18 protein-coding genes and 1 pseudogene are annotated in these 20752 nt (G+C 73.2%); 13 read left to right on the top strand and 6 right to left on the bottom strand.

The annotated features are described in order from the left end of the window. Positions 1-237: 237 nt before the first annotated feature. Complete coding sequence (locus tag ACWDBB_RS17715; protein WP_449790460.1) at positions 238-1158, top strand: tyrosinase family protein; 921 nt, start codon at positions 238-240, stop codon at positions 1156-1158. Between the two features lie 372 nt (positions 1159-1530). Here ACWDBB_RS17715 and ACWDBB_RS17710 read toward each other — a convergent pair whose 3' ends face one another. Continuing rightward, positions 1531-2262 carry an SDR family oxidoreductase gene (locus ACWDBB_RS17710; protein WP_449790459.1) on the bottom strand — a complete coding sequence of 244 codons (732 nt, stop codon included), beginning with the start codon at positions 2260-2262 and terminating at the stop codon, positions 1531-1533. Positions 2263-2357: 95 nt separating this feature from the next. Here ACWDBB_RS17710 and ACWDBB_RS17705 point away from each other — a divergent pair, with 95 nt between their 5' ends. Further along, positions 2358-3209 carry a LysR family transcriptional regulator gene (locus ACWDBB_RS17705; RefSeq protein ID WP_449790458.1) on the top strand — a complete coding sequence of 284 codons (852 nt, stop codon included), beginning with the start codon at positions 2358-2360 and terminating at the stop codon, positions 3207-3209. Between the two features lie 366 nt (positions 3210-3575). Here ACWDBB_RS17705 and ACWDBB_RS17700 read toward each other — a convergent pair whose 3' ends face one another. Then, positions 3576-5081 carry a hypothetical protein gene (locus ACWDBB_RS17700; protein WP_449790457.1) on the bottom strand — a complete coding sequence of 502 codons (1506 nt, stop codon included), beginning with the start codon at positions 5079-5081 and terminating at the stop codon, positions 3576-3578. A 213-nt stretch (positions 5082-5294) separates the two neighbouring features. On the opposite strand from ACWDBB_RS17700, the gene ACWDBB_RS17695 reads away from it, so the two are divergent. After that, the gene (locus tag ACWDBB_RS17695; RefSeq protein WP_449790456.1) at positions 5295-5780 is read left to right on the top strand and encodes a hydrogenase maturation protease; all 486 of its coding nucleotides are present in this window, start codon (positions 5295-5297) and stop codon (positions 5778-5780) included. Between the two features lie 236 nt (positions 5781-6016). Beyond that, positions 6017-6338 (top strand): annotated as a pseudogene (locus tag ACWDBB_RS17690) (hemerythrin domain-containing protein); the annotation flags it as partial. A 109-nt stretch (positions 6339-6447) separates the two neighbouring features. Here ACWDBB_RS17690 and ACWDBB_RS17685 read toward each other — a convergent pair. Both ACWDBB_RS17685 and ACWDBB_RS17680 read right to left on the bottom strand, forming a co-directional pair. Further along, positions 6448-7404: a ferritin family protein gene (locus tag ACWDBB_RS17685; protein ID WP_449790455.1), complete on the bottom strand. Its 957-nt coding sequence runs from the start codon at positions 7402-7404 to the stop codon at positions 6448-6450. Between the two features lie 1210 nt (positions 7405-8614). Further along, positions 8615-8968, bottom strand: a complete 354-nt coding sequence (locus ACWDBB_RS17680; RefSeq protein ID WP_449790454.1) for an ArsR/SmtB family transcription factor — start codon at positions 8966-8968, stop codon at positions 8615-8617. 356 nt (positions 8969-9324) lie between these two features. Between ACWDBB_RS17680 and ACWDBB_RS17675 the strand changes: the two genes are divergently transcribed. The 7 genes from ACWDBB_RS17675 (at position 9325) to ACWDBB_RS17645 (ending at position 14877) form a co-directional block, all read left to right on the top strand. After that, positions 9325-10119 (top strand): MBL fold metallo-hydrolase, encoded by a 795-nt coding sequence (locus ACWDBB_RS17675; protein WP_449790453.1) that lies wholly within the window; start codon positions 9325-9327, stop codon positions 10117-10119. 197 nt (positions 10120-10316) lie between these two features. Continuing rightward, positions 10317-10928 carry an AraC family transcriptional regulator gene (locus tag ACWDBB_RS17670; protein WP_449790452.1) on the top strand — a complete coding sequence of 204 codons (612 nt, stop codon included), beginning with the start codon at positions 10317-10319 and terminating at the stop codon, positions 10926-10928. Beyond that, positions 10822-11760 (top strand): NUDIX domain-containing protein, encoded by a 939-nt coding sequence (locus ACWDBB_RS17665; protein ID WP_449790451.1) that lies wholly within the window; start codon positions 10822-10824, stop codon positions 11758-11760. The genes ACWDBB_RS17670 and ACWDBB_RS17665 overlap by 107 nt, the downstream gene beginning before the upstream one ends. A 5-nt stretch (positions 11761-11765) precedes the next feature. Further along, a complete protein-coding gene (locus tag ACWDBB_RS17660) occupies positions 11766-12377 on the top strand; it encodes a MarR family transcriptional regulator (protein WP_449790450.1) in 612 nt (203 codons plus the stop codon). After that, complete coding sequence (locus ACWDBB_RS17655) at positions 12374-13222, top strand: ATP-binding cassette domain-containing protein (protein ID WP_449790449.1); 849 nt, start codon at positions 12374-12376, stop codon at positions 13220-13222. Before ACWDBB_RS17660 ends, ACWDBB_RS17655 begins: the two co-directional genes overlap by 4 nt. Further along, positions 13182-14075: an ABC transporter permease gene (locus ACWDBB_RS17650; protein WP_449790448.1), complete on the top strand. Its 894-nt coding sequence runs from the start codon at positions 13182-13184 to the stop codon at positions 14073-14075. The genes ACWDBB_RS17655 and ACWDBB_RS17650 overlap by 41 nt, the downstream gene beginning before the upstream one ends. Before the next feature lie 415 nt (positions 14076-14490). After that, on the top strand, positions 14491-14877 hold the full coding sequence (locus ACWDBB_RS17645; RefSeq protein WP_449790447.1) for an AMP-binding protein: 387 nt from the start codon (positions 14491-14493) through the stop codon (positions 14875-14877). Between the two features lie 436 nt (positions 14878-15313). On the opposite strand, the gene ACWDBB_RS17640 is transcribed toward ACWDBB_RS17645, so the two are convergent. Both ACWDBB_RS17640 and ACWDBB_RS17635 read right to left on the bottom strand, forming a co-directional pair. Continuing rightward, positions 15314-16042, bottom strand: coding sequence for an SDR family oxidoreductase (locus ACWDBB_RS17640; RefSeq protein WP_449790446.1), 729 nt, complete (start codon positions 16040-16042; stop codon positions 15314-15316). Positions 16043-16235: 193 nt separating this feature from the next. Further along, positions 16236-18158, bottom strand: coding sequence for an FAD-binding protein (locus ACWDBB_RS17635; protein ID WP_449790445.1), 1923 nt, complete (start codon positions 18156-18158; stop codon positions 16236-16238). Between the two features lie 266 nt (positions 18159-18424). Here ACWDBB_RS17635 and ACWDBB_RS17630 point away from each other — a divergent pair, with 266 nt between their 5' ends. Then, on the top strand, positions 18425-18724 hold the full coding sequence (locus ACWDBB_RS17630) for a YciI family protein (protein WP_449790444.1): 300 nt from the start codon (positions 18425-18427) through the stop codon (positions 18722-18724). A gap of 237 nt (positions 18725-18961) precedes the next feature. Next, complete coding sequence (gene pgm / locus ACWDBB_RS17625) at positions 18962-20602, top strand: phosphoglucomutase (alpha-D-glucose-1,6-bisphosphate-dependent) (protein WP_449790443.1); 1641 nt, start codon at positions 18962-18964, stop codon at positions 20600-20602. Positions 20603-20752 lie beyond the last annotated feature (150 nt).

Genomic DNA, 20752 nt, shown 5'->3' with positions numbered 1-20752 from the left:
GCGCTCGCGTCGCCGACGTCGATCAGGGGGGCCGGTCCTGGTGCCGCGCCACCCGCCAGGGTGCTCCCGAGCGCGCCAGGTAGCAAGGGCAGTCCGGGCCAGCGCATCTGATGACTCAAACCGCTGATCTGGCGGAGTGAATGTCTGCCCGCTCGGCGCGTCCCGACCGCGACCCGCGCACCCGCCGCGTGACCGTGGCAGCAGACCCACCAGCCACGCACCGACGGGATGCTCCGTATGCCACCCATCGACCAGACCGCCGCCGAACTCCCCGAGACCGGGCACTTCCCCGACCACGACGAACTGCTCCGCCTCAAGGACGGCTGGGGCCTGCACCCCGCGCTCGACCCCGAGGCAGTGGCCGTCCGCTTCGACCGACACCTCGCCACGCTGCCGCCCCAGCTCGGCGCCGCAGCCGGGGACGGGGCCTGGTCGAACCTGGTGCCCGCCGACACCGCGCGGGACTTCATCATCCAGCTCGCCGGCAGCCTCACCCGCACCCGGGTCGACCACCGCAAGCTCAGCCAGGCCGACAAGGACGCCTTCAACACGGCCCTGAAGGCCGCCCACGCCGCCGGGACGTACAAGACGCTGGCCGACATCCACGGCGACATGAGCCACCGGATGCACTCGATGAGTGGCCCGATCGGCACTCAGCGCTTCCTGCCCTGGCACCGCCGCTACACACTGCAGGCGGAGAACCTGCTGCGCTCCGTCCAGCCCGCCAACGGCGCGCCGACCCTGACCATCCCGTACTGGGACTACGCCAACGACCACGCCCGCCCCGACTGGGTCTGGCAGCCCCCGAACGTCACCCGCGGCGTCCCCGGCGCGAACGGCGGCTCGCTGCCGACCCAGACGCTGATCGACAGCCTGCTGCTGCGCCCGCGCTACACCCCGTTCACCAGCCACCTGGAGACGGACGCGCACAACGACGTGCACAACTGGTGCAACGGCACCATCAGCGACATCATGGCCGCCCCGCACGACCCGATCTTCTGGCTTCTGCATGCCAATGTGGACCGTATCTGGGACCGCTGGCAGCTCGACCACGCCGGCAAGCCGAGCCTCTCCGGCAACGATGCCATCCTCGACCCCTGGACCAGCACCGCCACCGACGTGGCCAGTACCATCGCCCTCGGCTACTCCTACGCCTGACCGCCGACGATGCGCCGCCGCCTCGCTCTCACCGTCCGGCCGGCTCAACTCCTGGCCGGTGAACCGGCCGTGGCCGCCGAGGCAGCGGCCTTCGACCCGGGTCCGACCTCGAGCGTGCGTCGCACGGTGCCCGACCCGGATCCCCGGGGCACGATTGTTGGAACCAAGTGGTCACGCCGCTTACAACCTGCGATGAACTGCCATCCATGTCGAACCAGTAGCGGTGCGGAGCGTTGCCCCGAGCACCGGGGCGTTGCCCCGAGCACCGGAGCGTCGGCCGGGGCGGCCGACGCAGTCGATGAAGCTGTTCGAGACGTGCGGGCGAAGCGGCCTCACCCTGGTGGCTGCGCGGGTGATGACAAGCCGTTCACTTCACCAGGGCACTACGCCGGCGTCGTCGAAGAACTGGCCCGTCGGGCCGTCGTCGGGCAGGGTCGCGAGTTTGATGGCGATGGCCGCGCCCTGTTCGGGGGTGCGCACGCCCCGGAAGCCGTTGAGGTCGGTCGCGACGTAGCCGGGGCAGCCGGCGTTGATCAGGATGTTCGTGCCGCTCAGCTCCCGGGCGTACTGGAGGGTGACGGCATTCAGGAACGTCTTCGACGGCGCGTACGCCACGGCCACTGGACCTGTGGTCAGTTCACCAGCAGGCCCTGACTGCAGGGTGAGGGAGCCGACACTGCTGGACATGTTCACGATCCGCGGTGAGGCGGAGCGGCGCAGCAGCGGCATCATCGCGTTGGTGACGCGGATGACGCCGATGACGTTGGTCTCCACGACCGTGCGGACGGTGGCGGGGTCGACGCGGGTGGGTTCCTGGGGAGTGCCGCCCGCGATGGCGGCGTTGTTGACGAGCACGTCGAGGCGCCCGGCCTGTTCCTCGATCAGCCGTGCCGCGGCTGTCACGCTCGCGTCGTCGGTCACGTCCAGCGGTACGCCGAACGCGTCGATGCCGGCCGCGCGCAGTCTCTCCACCGCGGCCTTGCGGCGCTGATCGTCGCGGGCGCCGACGCCGACGCTCCAGTTGAGGGTGCCCAGGCCTGCGGCGATCTCGTAGCCGATTCCCTTGTTCGCGCCGGTGACCAGCGCGATCGTTCGTTCGCTCATGGGGACCATGCTGCTCTCGGACCCCGGCGGGGGTCCAAGACCGATGGGGTGGGCAACGATACCTTCCAGGTATTGATCCGGAGTACCGTGGCCGGATGGAGACCAGGGAACTGCGCTACTTCGTCGCTGTCGCCGAAGAGTTGCACTTCGGGCGCGCCGCGCTGCGGCTCGGGATCGCGCAGCCGCCCCTGTCACGGGCGATCCAACGGCTCGAACGCCGACTCGGGACGGCGCTGCTGGACCGGACCAGCCGCACCGTCACGCTGACCGAAGCCGGCTCGGTGCTGCTGGCCGAGGGCCGGGCGGCCCTCGACGCGATCGAAGCGGCCGAGCGCCGGACCCGCCGCGCCGCCCTTGCCTCGACCGGCCGTCCCGGCCTGGTCCTGGTCGCGAAGGCCAGCGCGTCCCGCGAACTGCTGGCGAAACTGCTCGACGCGTACGCCGCCGAGCCCGGCGCGGTCCCCGTCGACGTCATCCTGTGCGGCCCGGCCGAGCAGGAACGACTTGTGCGCGAGGGCCGGGCCGACGTGGCGCTACTGCACCGGCCGTTCGACTCGACGGCCGGGTTCCACACCGAAGAGCTCAGCACGGAGGGCCAGGTCGTGGTCCTGCCGGCCGGACATCCGCTCACCGTCCGGTCCCATGTGCACATGGCCGACATCACCGGGCTGCCCGGCCTGCCCCTGCCACGCTGGCCCGACCCCGACGGCACGTACCCGCCCGGTCCCGGTCCGCGGGTCCGCGACCATGCGCAGTTGTTGCAGCTCGTCGCGCTCGGCCGTGCTTGCGCGGTCTCACCGGAGTCGTGCCGAGCTCAACTGCCCGGTGACCTCGCCGCCGTGCCCGTGCTGGACGCGCCGACAGTCACCACCGTGATCGCCTGGCCGCCGCACAGTCGGTCCAGAGCCGTCGCCGACCTCGTCCGGACTGCGACCTGTCTCCGGTAGTCCCAATGCGCCCGGCCAGGTTCCACCCAGCCCGGCTCAAGACCTGGGACGCTGCATGCTACCTGTCGTCAAGTGCGCTGGTTGACGTGCGGTTCTTCGGTCGGTTCAGCGCGACAACTGTCGCCGGATCAGTGAGATGTCTGACGGGCCGTTGTTGTTCAGACGGCCCGTTGTTGTTCAGCACGCAAGTTGTCGCCAGCCCCGACTCTTGTGACGATCTTGTGGCGCCAGTCGGCCTTCGGGCCCAGCTCACCCCGGGAGCGAGGACGCCTCACCCATCGTGGCGAGCAGTTCGAAGGGCAGCTCCCGGTCCGCCTGACCGATGGCCAGCGCGAGCCATCGACAAGAGGACGGCAGCCGCACGCCTCAGTGCCGGCCCTGCACCGCCGGATCGGTGAAGCCCACGGCGAACACCGTGCGCAGCGAGGCCGTGATGCTCCCGCCGTAGTTCTTGCAGACCCCGGAGTCGTCGGCCCCGGCGGCGAAGTGCTTGTCCCCCTTGGCCCGGCAGATGCCCTCCGTCAGACCCCACAGCTCATCGACCTGGCTGGCCCCCAGCTTGGGCCAGTAGCTGAGCGCCTGGGGCGAGCCCGCGCCCCAGTTACCGCCCCAGGCGGTCTCGCTGCCGCAGCCGGTGACCGGACGGGTGTCGCCGACCCAGGTGTGTGAGAGCACCGCCGGCTTGGTACCGCATCCCTTGGAGAACGCGAAGTTGAGCGTCCCCTGCGCGTCGGTCCAGGTCATGCCGCCCTGGAGGCCGCGGTAGCCGGGGGTGGTGAAGGCGTCCTGGACGACGGTGCGCTCGGCGGAGGTGGTGAGCAGGCCCGGATCGGTGGCCGAACTCGCCGGGTTGAGCCGGTAGCGGACCACCCGGGAGCCGTAGGTGTCGCCGTACCACTCGCCGGTGACCAGCTTGAAGGTGGAACCGCCGCCGGTCTTGTCGAGAGCGAGCCAGGAGAAGCAGAGCGAGGCCGGGTCGATCGGCGCGTCCGGGGCGCAGCTCGGCGCCTTCTTCGCCTGGAAGTAGCGGTGGGTCTCGGGCAGCACGTACGGGTAGCCGCAGGCGGTGGACTTCCCGCCGCTCATGCCTGCGGTGCTGACACCGGAACCGTAGGTGTCGACCTTGGCGAGCTTGTTGAGATCGAAGACCCGGATGCCGTTGGCGGTGTCCGTGACGTACAGGTAGTTGGCGTACCAGGCGATGCCGCCGCCGTGGCCGGTCACGTACGTGAAGTCGGCGGCCGAGCCGGAGGTGCTGGTGGGCTCGACCAGGAGGACGTGCCGGTACTTCTGGGTGGTCCGGTCGATCAGGGTGAGCTTGAGCAGGTTGTTGGTCTTGCAGCCGGTGGTGACCGTGTCGTCGTCGTACGTGGTGTAGTGCCAGGCGACCGCGGTGACGCTGCGGCCCTGGATGGCGCCGTCGCCGCCGTCGGCCGTGCCGGTGGTGCTGAGCCCCTGGGGGAACCAGTGCTGGGTGGTGTCGTCGCCGTAGGCGCTGGACCAGCACCAGGCGACCTTCTTCTCGACGTCGGCGGGCGGCAGTCCGGCCTGCTCCAGGCCGGTGCAGGGGCGCATCTGCCGCAGGCCCAGCCAACCGTCGGTCTGGCCAGCCGAGTTGACGGTGTAGTCGGTGGTGACGACGTCGGTCAGGTCGGCGTGCTTGGTGAGGTGCCGGTTGTAGAGGTTGGTGGTGGCGGCCGTGTAGTCGGTGTCGGTCAGCCGGAACTGGTCCGCACCGGGGGTGAGCGACCGGACCACGGGGGCGTCGGCGGCGGCCGCGGGGCCCGCCGCCGGCCCGGTCAGCAGCGCGATACAGGCGGTGGCCAGGGCGGCGAGGGCCGCCTTCCACCGCAAGGCGCGGACTCGTGCCATGAGGGTGTACTCCTTGCGCGATGATCGGCTACAGCGGGCAGATGATCGCACAGACGCCCGCTGTCAGGTGCACATCGCACCCAACCTGCATAACATCCCCGAACCCACCACCCGCTCCGTCACTTCCAAGCGCCGTGCGGCCACCGCCGTCCCCCCGTCCGCTCCAGCAGTTCCCTCAGGCCGACCATCCCCTGCGGGGTCGGTGGACCGGGCGTGACGGGCCGGGTCGTCGTGATCGGCGTCGGGAACTCCTACCGCCGGGACGACGGAGCAGGCCCGGCCGTCGTCGAAGCGCTGAGCGGACAGGTCCCCCAGGAGACGCTGCTCGCCGTCAGCGACGGCGAGCCCGGCCGAATGCTAGACCACTGGACCGCCCAGGACCGAGTGATCGTGGTCGAGACCGTGCACGCGCATCCCGGCAACCCGGGGCGGCTGCACACCCTGGACGCCGATGCCACCGCCAGGTGCGCGAGCGGCCCGGCCAGCAGCCACGGCCTGGGCCTCGGCGAGACCGTCGCCCTGGCGGTCGCACTCGACCGCATGCCACTCGAACTCGTGGTCCACGCAGTGGAGGGCGAGGACTTCGGCCTCGGCCCCGGACTCAGCGCCCCGGTCCAAGCAGCACTACCGGACCTGGTCAACCAGGTGGCCACCGCCGTCCGGCTCGCGCACCGGCGTCTTCGCTCGCGGCTCGGCTGAGACACGGCCACCGATGGGACAGGCACTCACCGATCGGCCGCTGACCAGCAGGGAAGAGCGGCGCCTGCGTCCCGGGCAACGTCGACGCCGGCTCGACCCGCCACGCCGTGGCCGACGGGCTGTCGCTTCGGCCCCGAACTCGCCGGCGCCCCATGGCCGTGACGTGCCATGTGGGCCCAAGGCCCGGCAGGGCTGGGTTGTCCGCTGGTTGAACCGTTCACTGGCGGGGCGGACACCCGGCCGCCCTGGACACCGTGTGCCGCGTCGACCGGCTGCCCACCGACCGACGCCTGCCGCGCGAACTCGCCGAGGAACACCGGCTCTACCCGGCCCTCGCTCCCGCGCTCGGCGGCCCCGAAGCGACCGCCACCATGAGCCGCGCCCGAGATCCACCGCCTCGCCCGCCGCATCACCACCCACCTCCAACCCGCCGACGAGGAAGGCTGCTCGCGCCCCGAAAAACCCGACGATCTACGCGCCCGCCCCTACGGCCTGCACGGCGTGCTGCGCCTGCACTTCACCCAGGAAGAGGAGAACCACTTCTCCCTCGCCCGCTGACCGAACAGGGAGAAGTCGGGAGCGGTCGAGTTCGCCCGCTCCCGACTTCTCCGACACCGTTTCGGGCGGGCTCCGGGGAGCCGACCGGAACGGGGCGGTCACCCTTTGGTCAGCCGAGGCCCTTGCGGGCGGCCTGGAACGCCTGGGCGTGGCCGGCCTCGTCGGTGGCGTTGTGCTGGAAGAGGGCGACCGCGGCGATGTCGCCGGCGGCCTTGGCCTGCTGGGCGAACGTCGGGTACATGGTCCTGGACTCGTAGGTCTCTCCGGTGATGGCGGTGGCCAGGTTCTGGCTCGTGGTGCCGACCGTTCCGGCCAGCGCCGCCTCGCCGGAGAAGTGCTCCTGCAACTCCACATCGGAGATGCCGGTGAACAGGCGTGCCAGGGCGGGATTGCCGCTCTGCTGGGCGCGTTGGGCATAGAGGCTGTACTTGGCGTGTGCCAGGGCCTCACCGTGCATGGCGGTGTCGAGGTTGGCCTTGGTCTGCGCCGAGGTGACCTTGGGCTTTCCTGCTGTCACCGTGACGGGGCCGACGGCCGGGGGTGCCGGGACGGTGCCCTTGCCGGTGCGGACCGCGGTGAGGGCGGCCTGGTACGCGGCCAGGTGCGCTGCCTCGTCCTTGGCGATCTCGGTGAAGAGGTCGGCGGCGGCGGTGTCGCCGGCCGCCCTGGCCTGGCGGGCGAACGTCGGGTACATGGTCCTGGACTCGTAGGTCTCTCCGGTGACGGCGGCGGTGAGGTTGGCCTCATTGCTGCCCAGGAGGCCGCCCAGCGCGGCCGCCTGGGCGAAGTGCTCACCCAGCTCCACACCGGAGGTCTTCCGGAAGAGGTCGGCCACGGCCGTCCGGCCTTCGCGTCGGGCCTGGGCCGCGAAGAGGGTGTAGGAGGCGTCGGCGAACGCCTCGCCCCGCATGGCCTGTGTGAGGTCGGTTTGCGTCCGCTGCTGGAGAGCCGGGATCGTGGCACCGGCAGCCGGGCTTCCGGCAGCCGATGCGGCGGGGACGGTGCACATCGCGACGCTCGCGGCCAACGTACCGGCGACCAGAGCGCGTATCGGGTAGGCGGTCATTTCAACCTCCTTGGCGGACACCGGATCGGGTGTCCTCGCCAAGCACAGCAAGACGCCCCGGACACGGCCATCCGGTGCTACCCATTCAGGTGACTACGCGAAATGACGAACGAGCCGCGCACGCCGACGCCTCCGAGACCATCGACTGGCTGCGCCCGGTCCCCGGCCCGCCCTCCCCGGACCCACCCGGCCCGCCCTCCCCGGTCCCAGGTCGTGTGTGTTGCGGTGGTCGGCTTCTTCCGGGGCGTGGCCTTCTTGCGTGTCGGTGTCCGCGTGGAGTGGCCGGCGTCTGCTCGCCGTCCTTGGTGGCGGGGCCTGGGGTGCGGTGGAGGCTGTCGGCGGGGGCGTCGTCGTGTTCGTGTCCGGGCGGCGTGTGGAGACTGTGTGCGTGTTCTCCCGGAAGGGCTGCGGTGTCTGCGGCGCCTGCGTCCTGGTCCGCGCCCGGGCGGCCGTCCCGTGCCTCGAACACCTCGCTCCGGTCCTGGGGTGTCGCCGGGTGGATGTCCTGCCTCGCTGCCTGCGGGGTGCTCGTCGGGGATGGCTGTCTGCGCCCCCGGCGGCGTGCTGGTCGCGCCGTCCGTGGCGGGGGCCTGCCGCTAGTGGTGCTGTCCGTCGTCTGGGTGCCCGCCCCGTCGCTACCACCACCTGGCACCCGCGTCCGCGCGGAGGCGCGGCGTCTGCCGGCGCCGGCGGCGGTGTCGCCGGCGGGGAGGGCTTTGTCGCCGGGGTCGATGCCGTGAGTGCCGGACGCGGTGTGTGCATCGTCTTCGGCCCCCGTTGCGGGACCTGGGGTCCTCGTTCTCGCGCGCGTCCTCGCCCCGACCCGGTCGCGTGGTCGTGTACGGCGGCCTCGGCCTGGGCGACACTCCATGGCCCGGCCCGGCCCGGCCCGGCCGCCTTCGTCCTCGTTGCCGGCTCTTCTTCGGTATGCGTGAGGTGGCCCGCGACGGCGAACGCCTGCGCTGTGCCCGCGTGTTCGTGACCGCGGGCCTGGCCGGTGGCCGGTTCACCCCCCCGGGTTGTCGACCGTGTCTTCGAGGACGCCTGGACGCCGTTGCCGACGCCCACCGCCACCTCGAATCCGGCGTCCGGATCGGCGAGATCGTCCTGCGAGATCGTCCTGCGTGATCGTCCTCTCCGTCCGCGACCGACCCGCCCTCACGCCCTCGGGGTCCGGGTTCCTGTCACGCCCTGGGGGTCCGGGTTCCTCTCATGCCTTCGGGGTCTGCTGTGCTTCCGCGTCGGCGGCGGCTACCACTGCCGACAGCAGGCCCGGGAAGCGTCGTTCCAGCTCCTCGGTGCGTAGCGCGTTCATCTTGGTGGTGCCGACGTAGTACTGGCGTAGTACGCCGGCTTCGCGTAGCACGCTGAAGTGGTGGCTGGAGGTCGAACGCCCGACCGGGAGGTCGAAGGAGCCGCAGCTGAGGTCGGCTCCGGAGTGTGCGAGTGTGCGTACCACCGTCCTGCGGGCTGGGTCAGCGAGTGCCTCCAGTACCTGCTGGACGCTCACGTCCTCCACGCCAGGGTGCACGATCACCCGCGCCGCCACGCGTGCCCGTCCCACACCCACCACCCCTTCCCAATATTCGACCCCCGTCCGTTCGATGGTCAAAGTCCGCGCGGTGCGCGTGACTTCACGCGCATGACGCTACCAGGGCCGATCGCCTGGCCTGCCGGCGTTCAGTGCGGTGGGTGAAGCCGCCTGCCTGCGCCGGGGCATCCGCGAGCGACCCGCCGTGAACAGGACGGGCAGGACAGGGCAGGGGAGGGCGGGGGAAGACAGGGGATGGGAGGGGTGTGTGGTCTTCGGGTGTCGGTGGGAATGCCGTGTCGCCCGGGGTGGTTGTGGTCGAGAGTCCGCGTGACCGGTTGCCGGTGTGCGGCGGGCGTGTTGACGTGTGGTCACGGGAGGGTGTGCGGATGAGGATCGGTGACATCGAGGTTCTGGCGGTCATGGACGGAACGGGTACGGAGAGGGCCGCGGACATCCTCACCCGTCCCGGCGTCGACGATCCGTGGGCCTGCCACCGTCATCATCTCGGGCCCGGCGGTACCCTCGCCCTGCCGCTCGGCGGGTTCCTGGTACGTGGTGGTGAGCGTACGGTGCTGGTCGATGCCGGGGTCGGCCCGCACGACGACGGCCGTTACCGCGGGGGTGCCCTGCTGGACTCGCTCGCCGCCCACGGTACCGCCCCCGGCGACGTGACCGATGTCGTTTTCACCCACCTCCACTTCGATCACGTCGGCTGGGCCTGTGTCGGGGGCCGGCCCGTCTTCCCCAACGCCGTCTACCGCGCCCACCGCGCCGACTGGCAGCACTTCGTCACCGGTGACACCGCGACCCCCGAAGCCGTCGCCAAGCTCAGCCCCCTCGAGGGCCGGTTGGAGCTGTTCGACACCGATTTCACCCTCGCTCCCGGTATCGATGCTCTCCACCTGCCCGGCCACACCCCGGGTACCACCGTCTACGTGCTTTCCGGTGGCGGGCGCCGGGCCCTGCTGCTCGGGGACGTCGTGCACTCCGTCGTCCAGTTCGGTGAGCGGGACTGGCAGGTCGTCTGGGACGTCGACCCTGTCGCCGCCTCGGCCGTGCGCAACCGCCTCGCCGACCAGGCGGCCGACACCGACGACCTCCTCGTCGCCGCCCACCTGCCCGGTATGCGCTTCGGCCGCATCCTCGCCGCCGACGGCCACCGCCGCTTCGTCGCGGTCTGAACCCCCGGCCCCCGGCCCCCGGCACCGCCCCCCGGCACCGCCGCGCCCTCGGCGCCGCCCCCGGCCCCGGCCCGGCATCGCCCCTCCGGCACCGGCACCGGCCCCGGTGCCGGTGTCGGTGTCGGGCCGTCGCGCTCTTGGTTGTGGGGCGCGGCACACTGGGGGTCGGACATGTGACGCCGTATGAGGGAGCAGTGATGGCACAGGTCGCCGTGGTCACCTTCGACGGGTTCAACGAACTCGACAGTTTCATCGCTTCCGCACTGATCAACCGCTGCCGTAACGACGGTCTGGAGGCCTTCGTCACCACGCCGACGCCGCAGGTCACCTCGATGAACGGTGTCCGGGTCGCCGGGCAGCGTCCGATCGAGTTCGTCGCCGAGGCCGACGTCGTGTTGATCGGCAGCGGGGTGCGGACCCGTGACGTGGTCGCCGATGCCCCGTTGCTGGCCCGGCTGCCGCTGGACCCCGCCCGGCAGCTGATCGGTTCCCAGTGCTCCGGCGCGCTGGTGCTGGCCCATCTGGGTCTGCTGGGTTCCATGCCGGCCTGTACCGACGCGACGACCCGGCCCTTCCTCGAGGCCCTCGGTGTCACCGTGCCCGGCGCGCCGTTCCACGCCGAGGGCAACATCGCCACCGCGGGTGGCTGCCTGGCCTCCCAGTACCTCGCCACCTGGGTGATCACCCGCACCCTGGGCGAGGATGCCGCGCGTGCCGTCCTCGACTACGTCGCCCCGGTCGGCGAGCACCGGGAGACCACCGCCCGTGCCCTGCGCGCCGTCGGCGTGGGGGAGCCCGCCCGCGCCTGACGGGCCGTGCCGGCCGACGGGCACCGATCCGCCCCCGACGCCGCCGGTGTCGCCGCTTTGCCCCGGTGTCGTCACCGCACCGCGGTGTCGCCGTACCGGGAGTGGCGGCGCCGGGGCGCGGACCGCCGACCCGCCGCCCGTCCGCCCGCCGGTCGCCCGGTCTTCGGCGCCACCTTGTGTGAGATCAACGCCGGGGCCCTGGTCCACTGCGGCGACATCAACCGCGAGTTCCCCGCCGGCCTCTTCGGCCGGGAGGTGCTCGCCCGGCTCGCCAAGCCCCCGTCTGCCGGCTCGGCTGCCTCGTCCTCGTCCGCAACCCCGCGGCGACGTCCTCCTCGTCGACCCCGACGACATGGACGGCATGATCCTCCCGGGCGGCTCCGCCCGCCCCGACGAGCCCCCGCACCTCGCAGCCGCCCGCCACCTCAACGCCGAGACCGGCCTCCACCTGCGCCTGACCGACATCCTCGCCGTCGACTTCACCCCCGCCCACCACTACCTCCAGCCCTCAGCCTCGTCTTCGACGGCGGCACCGTCCCCGACACCACCCCCCTCACCGTCCCGCCCCGACACCACAGCGGCCTGCTCGGCGCCCGCTTCGTCCCCGTACGCCAACTGCCCGACACCATGGCCCCCCGCCCAGTACGCCCGCACCACCGAAGCCCTCGCCGACCGCACCCTGCCCGCCCTCGTCCACGGCCAGCGCACCACCCACCAACCCGCCCACCCGACAACCCACCCACCAACCCGACAACCCACCCACCAACCCGACAACCCACCCACCAACCCGCCCGCACACCCGACCAATACCTCGCACACAGAGCTAAAATGAGGGGTATGACCGCGACAGAGCCCGCAACGCTCGACGTCGCGCTGGCCGACGAGTTCTCCACCCTCCTCGTCGGCATCCAGCGCCTGGTCCGCCGCCGCCTGCGCCAGAGCACCCCACACGAACCCCACCTGCGCGGCGCCCAGATCGAACTGCTGCGCCTGGTCCACGACACCCCCGCACTGCGCGTCTGCGAAGCCGCCGACGAACTGTGCCTGGCCGGCAACTCCGTGTCCACCCTCGTCAACCAGCTCGTCGCCCAAGGCCTGCTGCGCCGCGAGAGCGACCCCGCCGACCGCCGCGCCGCCCTCCTGCACGCCACCGCCGAGGCCGCCGAACGGATCGAGGACTGGCGCCGGCGCCGCCGCGCCCTCATCGGCGACATCGTCACCGGCCTGCCGCCGGCCCAGCGCGAGGCCCTGGCCGCCGCCCTGCCCGCCCTGCGGCAGGTCGCCGACGCCCTGCGCACCCCGCCGGCCGTCCCGCGTACCCCGCCCGACCTCCCGCGTACCCCGCCCGACCTCCCGCGCACCCCGCCGGCCGTCCCGCGTACCCCGCCCGACCTCCCGCGCACCCCGCCGGCCGTCCCGCGTACCCCACCAGGGCAGGGGGAGCGATGAGCACCGACGACGCCGACGCCGTGGTGTGCCAGGGCCTGACGTACGTCTTCCGCCACGGCCGCGGCAAGGCCACCCGGGCCGTCGACGGCATCGACCTGAGCGTGCGCACCGGCGAGGTGTTCGGCCTGCTCGGCCCCAACGGCGCCGGCAAGACCACCACCATCCGCGCGATCACCACCCTGCTGCCCGTCGGCCCCGGCATGGTCCGCGTCTTCGGCCACGACGCCACCCGCCACCCCATGCGGGTACGCCGCCTGCTCGGCTACGTCCCCCAGCAGCTGTCCGCCGACGCCGCCCTGACCGGACGCGAGAACGTCGCCCTGTTCGCCCGCGTCTTCGACGTCCCGCGCGCCGAACGCGTCCGCCGCGTCGACCAGGCCCTGGCGGCCGTCGACCTCACCGACGCCGCCGAACGGATGGCCGCCACCTACTCCGGCGGCATGGTGCGCCGCCTCGAACTCGCCCAGGCCCTGGTCAGCGCCCCGCGCCTGCTCGTCCTCGACGAACCCACCATCGGCCTGGACCCCATCGCCCGCACCGGCGTGTGGGAACGCGTCGACGCCGTGCGCGCCGCCACCGGCATGACCGTCCTGGTCACCACCCACTACATGGACGAGGCCGACCGCCACTGCGACCGCATCGCCCTCATGGACCGCGGCCGCATCCGCGCGCTCGGCACCCCCGCCGAACTCAAGGACCGGGTCCGCCACACCGACCCCGCCCACGACAATCCCACCCTGGACGACGTCTTCCGCCACTTCGCCGGCCGCCAACTGGCCGACGCCACCGAAGGAGACTTCTCCGATGTCCGCCGAACCCGCCGCACAGCAGGCCGCGTCGGCTGAACCCGCCGACCCGCGGGCTGCGTCGGCCGAACCCGCCGACCCGGGCCCGGACCTGTCCCTGCTGCTGGTGCCCCCGCGCGCCCGCACCGGCTGGCGCCTGGTACCCGCCCGCGTCGGCGCCATGTGCGCCGTCGAACTGCAGAAGCTGCGCCACGACCGCACCGAGCTCTACACCCGGGCGATCCAGCCGGCGCTGTGGCTGCTGATCTTCGGCCAGACCTTCACCCGTCTCAAGGCGATCCCCACCGGTGGCATCCCCTACCTGGACTTCCTCGCACCCGGCATCATCGCCCAGTCCGCGATGTTCATCGCGATCTTCTACGGCATCATGATCATCTGGGAGCGGGACTCCGGCGTCCTCACCAAACTCCTGGTCACCCCGACCCCGCGCGCCGCCCTCGTCACCGGCAAGGCCTTCGCCGCCGGAGTGAAGGCCGTCCTCCAGGCCGCCGTGGTCGTGCTGATCGCCGCCGCCCTCGGCGTCGCCATGACCTGGAACCCGCTGCGGCTGGCCGGCGTCGTGGCCGTCGTCCTGCTCGGCTCGGCGTTCTTCTCCTGCCTGTCCATGGCCATCGCCGGCATCGTCCTGACCCGCGACCGCCTGATGGGCATCGGCCAGGCCATCACCATGCCGCTGTTCTTCGCCTCCAACGCCCTCTACCCCCTCGCCCTGATGCCCGGCTGGCTGCAGGCCGTCAGCAAGGCCAACCCGCTCAGCTACCAGGTCGACGCCCTGCGCGGCCTGCTCATCGGCACCCCCAGCCACCTGCCCCTGGACTTCGCCGTCCTCACCCTCGCCACCCTCCTGGGCATCGGCGCCGCCTCCGCCCTGCTCGGCCGCCTCGCCCGCTGAGGACCTGTCCCGCGGCCGCCCACGCGGCCCGGAACCCACCGTGGGCCGCCGCGCGGGTGAGGTGGCCGACCCACTCCTCCCGGCGCGGCGTTCGGGCGAACGTCCCGGCCCGGGCCGAGGCGGGCCGCGCCGCGAGGGCGGCCAGGGCGGCGCGGATCCCGGCCGGCGTCACCAGCCGGCCGTCGTCGGTGCCGCCGACCTCGTAGTCCCGGATGCCGGTGGGCCGCTCGGCCTGCCGGCCGCTCACCGCCCGCCAGGCGGCCCGGAAGGCGAGCACGGCCGGCGACACCTCGCCGGCCGCGCTCGGCAGCGAAGTCGGCGGCCGTCAGGCCGAAGTCCTCGATCCTCGGCCACGGCAACGGCTCATGGCCGTGCGACAGCATCCCGGCCCCCCGCCGCCCCCGGGAGCCGGCCCGTGCCGACCACGCCGACCCCACGCAGCCACGCCTCCGGCACCGCGGACCTCCCGCTGCTCGGTGACATCATCGGGGAGAACCCCGCCCGCGCGCTGCGCACCTTCCCCGAGCGCGACGCCCTGGTCGACCGGGCCGCCGCCCGCCGCTGGACGTACACCGAACCCGCCACCGACGTCGACGCCCGGGCGCCCGGCCTGCTGGAGCTCGCGATCGCCCAAGGGAACCGGGTCGGCATCCGGGCCCCCGACTGCGCCGAGCGGACGCTCACCCAGTGCGCCACCGCCAAGCTCGGCGTGATCCTGGTGACGGTCAACCAGGCCTACCGGCCCATGAGTTGGAGAACGGTCCATGGCCCGCTTCGCCGGGGCCCGTGCCGGAGAGGTTGAACCGGCACTCCGGGTCGCCGGTCGCCTTCCGGCCGCTCGACGTCATGTCCCAGCCCACACCCGCCGCCGCCCCCGCTGCCCCCGCCGTGTCCGCGGTGCGGCACCCCCACGGATGCCGGACACACCACAGGGCCCGCGACGGCGCCCGGACCGGTGGCTTCCGCGCCCGGCCCACCGCCCGCACCCCGGCCGCGGTACCGCCGCAGGTGGTCATGCCGCGGGAGGTCGCCGCCGGCATCCGCCGCGCGCGGGCGAACGGCTGGACACCGCGCACGGCCGGCCGCCGTTCAGGCTCCTGCTCCTGTCCGCGCTCTGACCCCCCCGGGCGCCCGGCCCCTCCCCGGCCCCCGGGCGCCCGGCCCCTCCCCGGGATCCCAGGCGCCCGGCCCCTCGGGCTCCCGGGCTCGCCGGGTTCCCGTGGGCCGGTGAGGGCGGGTCAGGAGAGCCAGTCCGCGTAGCGGGTGGGGGCGAGCCGGGCGTTCCCGTCGGTGAGGACGTCGCCCTGGACGGCGGCGAACATGCCGGCGGTGGGGTCGGTGACGACGGTGCGGTGGTCGCCCTTGGCGGCCAGGGTGATCCGGCCCAGCTCGTCCAGGGGGAAGACCTCCGGGCCGGCGATGTTGCGGATGCCGTTCAGCGGGGTGCCCGCCGCGACCAGCGCCACCGCTTCGGCGACGTCCTTGGAGGCGATCGGCTGGATCGGCGTGGCGGGCAGCCGGACGGTGTCGCCGTCCGCGGTCCAGGACAGGACGGCGTCGACGAAGTCCATGAACTGCGTCGCCCGGACGATCGAGTAGGGCAGCGGCCCGGCCGCGAGGATCTCCTCCTGGAGCGCCTTGGCGCGGTAGTAGGCCAGTTCCGGCACCCGGTCGGTGCCGACGATCGACAGGATCACGACGTGGCCGACGCCGGCGCGCTCGGCGGCGGCCAGCAGGTTGTCCATCGAGGTCCGGAAGAAGGCGGGGGAGGCCTCGTCGAAGGTCGGGGAGTTCGTCAGGTCGACGACGACGTCGGCCCCCGCCACCGCCTCGTCCAGCCCCCGGCCGCTGATGACGTCGACCCCCGTGGACTTCGAGTGCGCCACCGCCTCGTGACCCGCGGCGTTCAGGTTCCTGACGACCTGCGACCCGATCAGCCCGGTGCCGCCGATGACTGCGAACTTCATGACCTGCCCTCTCGTCGTGACCATGTCCGCAATATCGCACAGCGGCACCGGGCGGGCGCCGCATCGCCGCCGGACGCCGCCACGGCCCCGACCGCGCCGCCGGCCCCCCGCCCGCCGGCCCCCGCGCCGGGGAAGGAAGGCGGACAGGCCGCCGGGCCGCCCGCACCGGCGCGGGCGGCCCCGCACCGGCGCGTCAGGACGCGTGGATGCCCTGCCCGGGCGTCAGGATCCCCGCCGGGTCCCAGCGCCGCTTGGCCGCCACCACCCGCTCCCACAGCCCCCCGTAGTGACGCTGCCAGTCCGCCCGCGTCATCCCCGGCACCGCCCCGATCAGGTACCGCTTGCCGCCCAGCTCCACCGCCAGGTCGTACAGCAGCCGGTTGCGCTCCAGCATCGCCGCCGTGTCCGCCCCCGGCCCCGGGAACGCCAGCAGGTCGAAGTGCCAGCCCACCTCCTCCTGCCCCGGCAGCACCGCCAGCGGCGCCCGCACCTTCGAGCGCAGGTACGGGTAGAACAGCAGCAGCCCCGCCCCCAGGTCCGCCGCCGTCAGCACCTGCGCGGCCCGCGCCATGAACGCCCGCGCCGACGCCGCCGGCAGGAACACGCTCAGCCACGGCTTGGGCAGCGCCCAGAACCCCGCCGCCCGCAGGTACCCGGAGAAGCCGTCCACCCGGTACGCGTACTCCCGCCAGCTCTGCTCCACCACCTCCGTCTCCACCGGGACGAGCCCCGCCAGCAGCGCCGCCCGGTCCACCTGCTGCCCGGCGTCCGCGAACGCCACCAGCTCCGCCTTGTAACGCCAGCGCGAACCGTCCGCGCTGCGCACCACGTCACCGACCTGGAAGTCGAAGCGCCGCCCGGCCAGCACCTTCTCCTGGTCCGCGAGGTAGGCGTCCAGGTCGTCGTAGTACAGCGAGAACACGTGGGCGCGTTCGCGCACCTTCACCAGGGCGAGGGTGACGCGCACGATCACGCCGACCTGGCCGCCGCCGGCCAGCACCGCCTCGAACAGCTCCCGGTTGCGGGTGGGGGAGGCCGTCACCAGCTCGCCGGTGCCGGTCACCACGTCCAGCTCCAGCACGTTGTCGACCTGCATGCCGTAGCGCTGCACACCGCCGCCGATGCCGCCCACGCTCAGCGTGCCGCCCACCGACAGGTGCAGGTAGTCGGTGAGCACCGGCGGCACCCAGCCCGCCGCCAGGCCCGCCTCGGTCACCTGCGCCCACGTCGCCCCGGCCTCCACCACGGCACGTCCCGCGCTCACCGACACGATCCCGGACAGGCCGCGGGCGTCGATGGCCACGCCGCCGCGCGGGTTGGCCTGGCCGTAGCTGGAGTGCGACTCCAGCCCCTCCTCGCCGAGCTGCGCGAGGTCCCCGCTCTGCCCGTTGACGGCCACCGGGATGCGGTGGCGGCGGGCGAAGGCGACCAGCTGCTGCACGTCGCGCACCGAACCGGGGCGCAGCACCGCCCGGGGCGCGGCGGTGACCAGGTGCCCGAAGTCGCCGCAGAAGCGGTCCAGGCCCTGGCCCTGCAGGGTCACCGTGCCGTCCAGGGCGGGCAGTCGGGCGATGTCGGGTACGGCTGCGTCGTCGGCTTCGGTGGCCCACGCGGCGGTGGCGGTGTTCCAGCCGATGACGGCGGTGACGGCCCCGGCGCCGGCGGAGGCGAGGAGGGCGCGGCGCGACAGCCCTGAGCTGCTCATATCAGGTCTTCTCCGATCAGTCGTCAAATAAAGGATTGTCGTTTGTATCGCACCTTCCGGGTGATCACCTACTGTCCTGCACGGTCGTTCTGCTGCTCCCTCGGTGCGGCGAGGCCGTGGAACACGGCGTCCACGACGATCGGCCGGTACGCCGGTCAGGTCCTGGTCCACCCACGCGGTCGCGGTCGCGGCCTCCTCCGGCAGGGCCGGCCGGGCCCGGGGCAGGTCGGCGACCAGCGGTGAGCGGCCGGCGTCCAGCAGCGTGTGGACGAGCTTGTGGGCGTACACGTGCGGGCTGGCCGCGAACAGCGTCCGGTACACCCACAGCGCGTCCTCGCCGGTCAGGATCCACTCGTGGCTCAGCAGCAGCCGCACCCGCGCCCTCGGCACCAGGTCCTCGTGCACGCGCATCCGCCCGTCCCCCTCGTTTCGTCGTTCCTGTGGCCCCCTGTGCCCGTGCGCGGGCAGCACGCCGTGCGCGCCGGGCGCCCGCGAAGGGGGCGGCGGCGCGGTGGGCGCGAAGGGGGATGCGCACGAGTCTGGGGGGCGCGCGCCCCCGCGCGGCAAGGCGAGAACGGGGCGTGCCGGGTCCTGCCGCGGGCCTTGCGCGCGGCGGCGGGACGGGGGTCGCCCCCCTCCCGGCGGGCGCCGCGCGGGCAGGCCCTAGCCTGGGACCCATGTTCGTACTGGAGCTGACGTACACCGCCGACCTGGAGTCGATCGACGCCGTGCTGCCGCAGCACGTGCAGTGGCTGCGGGAGCACTACGCGGCGGGCACCTTCCTCGCCTCGGGACGCAAGGTGCCGCGCGACGGCGGGGTGATCATCGCGGTGGGCGAGGACCGGGCGTGCGTCGAGGCGCTGGTGGCCACCGACCCGTTCGTGCGGGCCGGGTTGACCGAGTACCGGGTGACGGAGTTCCTCGCCACCACCACCGCCGAGGAGTTGGCGGCCCACCGCCAGCAACTGCCCGCCTGACGCCCGTTGCGGCGCCTGTCTCGAGCCCGGCCCGGCGCCTGTCTCGAGCCCGTTGCGGCCGCTTGCCTCAAGCCCGCCTGAAGGCCGTCTCAAGGCTGCCCGTCCCCGTCCGTCCCCGCCCGTGAGCGGTGTCCCGGACCGCTCGCGCGGTTCGGGGCACGGTCGCGTTCTGGCTACGATCGGTGAACGCGCAGCGACGACGTATCGCGAGTACCGACTTTCGGCGGGAGAAGACGGATGGCACACGCACGGGCCGGGCAGCCGGCGCAGCCAGGCGACCTGGTGGACGTGGCAAGGCTGGTGACGGCGTACTACGCGCTGAACCCGGACCCGCAGGAGCCCGGGCAGCGGGTGTCGTTCGGGACCTCGGGGCACCGCGGCTCGTCGCTGGACGCGGCCTTCAACCAGGACCACATCGCCGCGACCACGCAGGCGATCTGCGAGTACCGGGCCGAACAGGGCGTCGCGGGCCCGCTGTTCCTCGGCGCCGACACCCACGCCCTGTCCGAGCCCGCCAAGGTCACCGCCCTGGAGGTGCTGGCCGCCAACGGCGTGCAGGTGCTGATCGACGCCGCCGACGGCTACACCCCCACCCCGGCGGTCTCGCACGCCATCCTCGCCCACAACCGGCGCAGCCCCCGGGCGCTGGCCGACGGCATCGTGGTCACCCCCTCGCACAACCCGCCGCGCGACGGCGGCTTCAAGTACAACCCGCCCAGCGGCGGCCCGGCCGGCTCCCGGGCCACCGGCTGGATCCAGGACCGCGCCAACGAACTGATCCGCGAGGGCATGCGCGGCGTCAAGAGGGTCCCCTACGCGCGGGCGCTGGCCGCCGCCACCACCGGGCGCCACGACTACCTCACCGCCTACGTCGAGGACCTGCCCTCCGTCCTGGACCTGGACGCGGTGCGGGACGCGGGACTGCGCATCGGCGCCGACCCGCTGGGCGGCGCCTCGGTGGCCTACTGGGCGCGCATCGCCGACACCCACCGCCTGGACCTGACCGTCGTCAACCCGGTGACCGACCCGACCTGGCGGTTCATGACGCTGGACCGGGACGGGAAGATCCGCATGGACTGCTCCTCCCCGGCCGCGATGGCCTCCCTCATCGGCCGCAGGGACGAGTACGCCATCGCCACCGGCAACGACGCCGACGCCGACCGGCACGGCATCGTCACCCCCGATGGCGGCCTGATGAACCCCAACCACTACCTGGCCGTCGCCGTCGACTACCTCTACCGCCACCGCACCGACTGGCCCGGCGACGCGGGCGTCGGCAAGACCCTCGTCTCCTCCTCGATGCTCGACCGCGTCGCCGCCGACCTCGGCCGCCCCCTGGTCGAGGTCCCGGTCGGCTTCAAGTGGTTCGTCGACGGCCTCCTGGAGGGCTCGATCGGCTTCGGCGGCGAGGAGAGCGCCGGCGCCTCCTTCCTGCGCCGCGACGGCGGGGTGTGGACCACCGACAAGGACGGCATCCTGCTCGCCCTGCTCGCCTCCGAGATCACCGCCGTCACCGGTGCCACCCCCAGCGCCCACTACCGCGAGCTGACCGAGCGCCACGGCGCCCCCTCCTACGCCCGCGTCGACGCCCCCGCCGACCGCGAGCAGAAGGCCCGCCTGGCCCGACTGTCCCCCGAACGGGTCGGCGCCGGCGAGATCGCCGGGGAGAAGATCACCGCCGTCCTCGCCAAGGCCCCCGGCAACGGCGCCCTCATCGGCGGCATCAAGGTCTGCACCGAGAACGCCTGGTTCGCCGCCCGGCCCTCCGGCACCGAGGACGTGTACAAGATCTACGCCGAGTCCTTCCGCGGCGACGAACACCTCGCCCGGGTCCAGGACGAGGCCCGCGCCCTGGTCGGCGAGGTCCTGCGGGGCTGAGACCCCACCGGCACCGCCACGGGGCGCCACCGCCACGGGGGTGCCACCGCGCCGGGTGCCCCGGTCCGCCCGACGGACCGGGGCCCCCGCCCCTTCCGGGCCCCGCCCGGGCGCCCACCCGATCGGAAGAGCGGGGGGGGGGGGCAGAGG

The organism is Kitasatospora sp. NPDC001095 (assembly GCF_053598615.1).
This window is presented reverse-complemented; position numbering and strand designations above follow the sequence as displayed.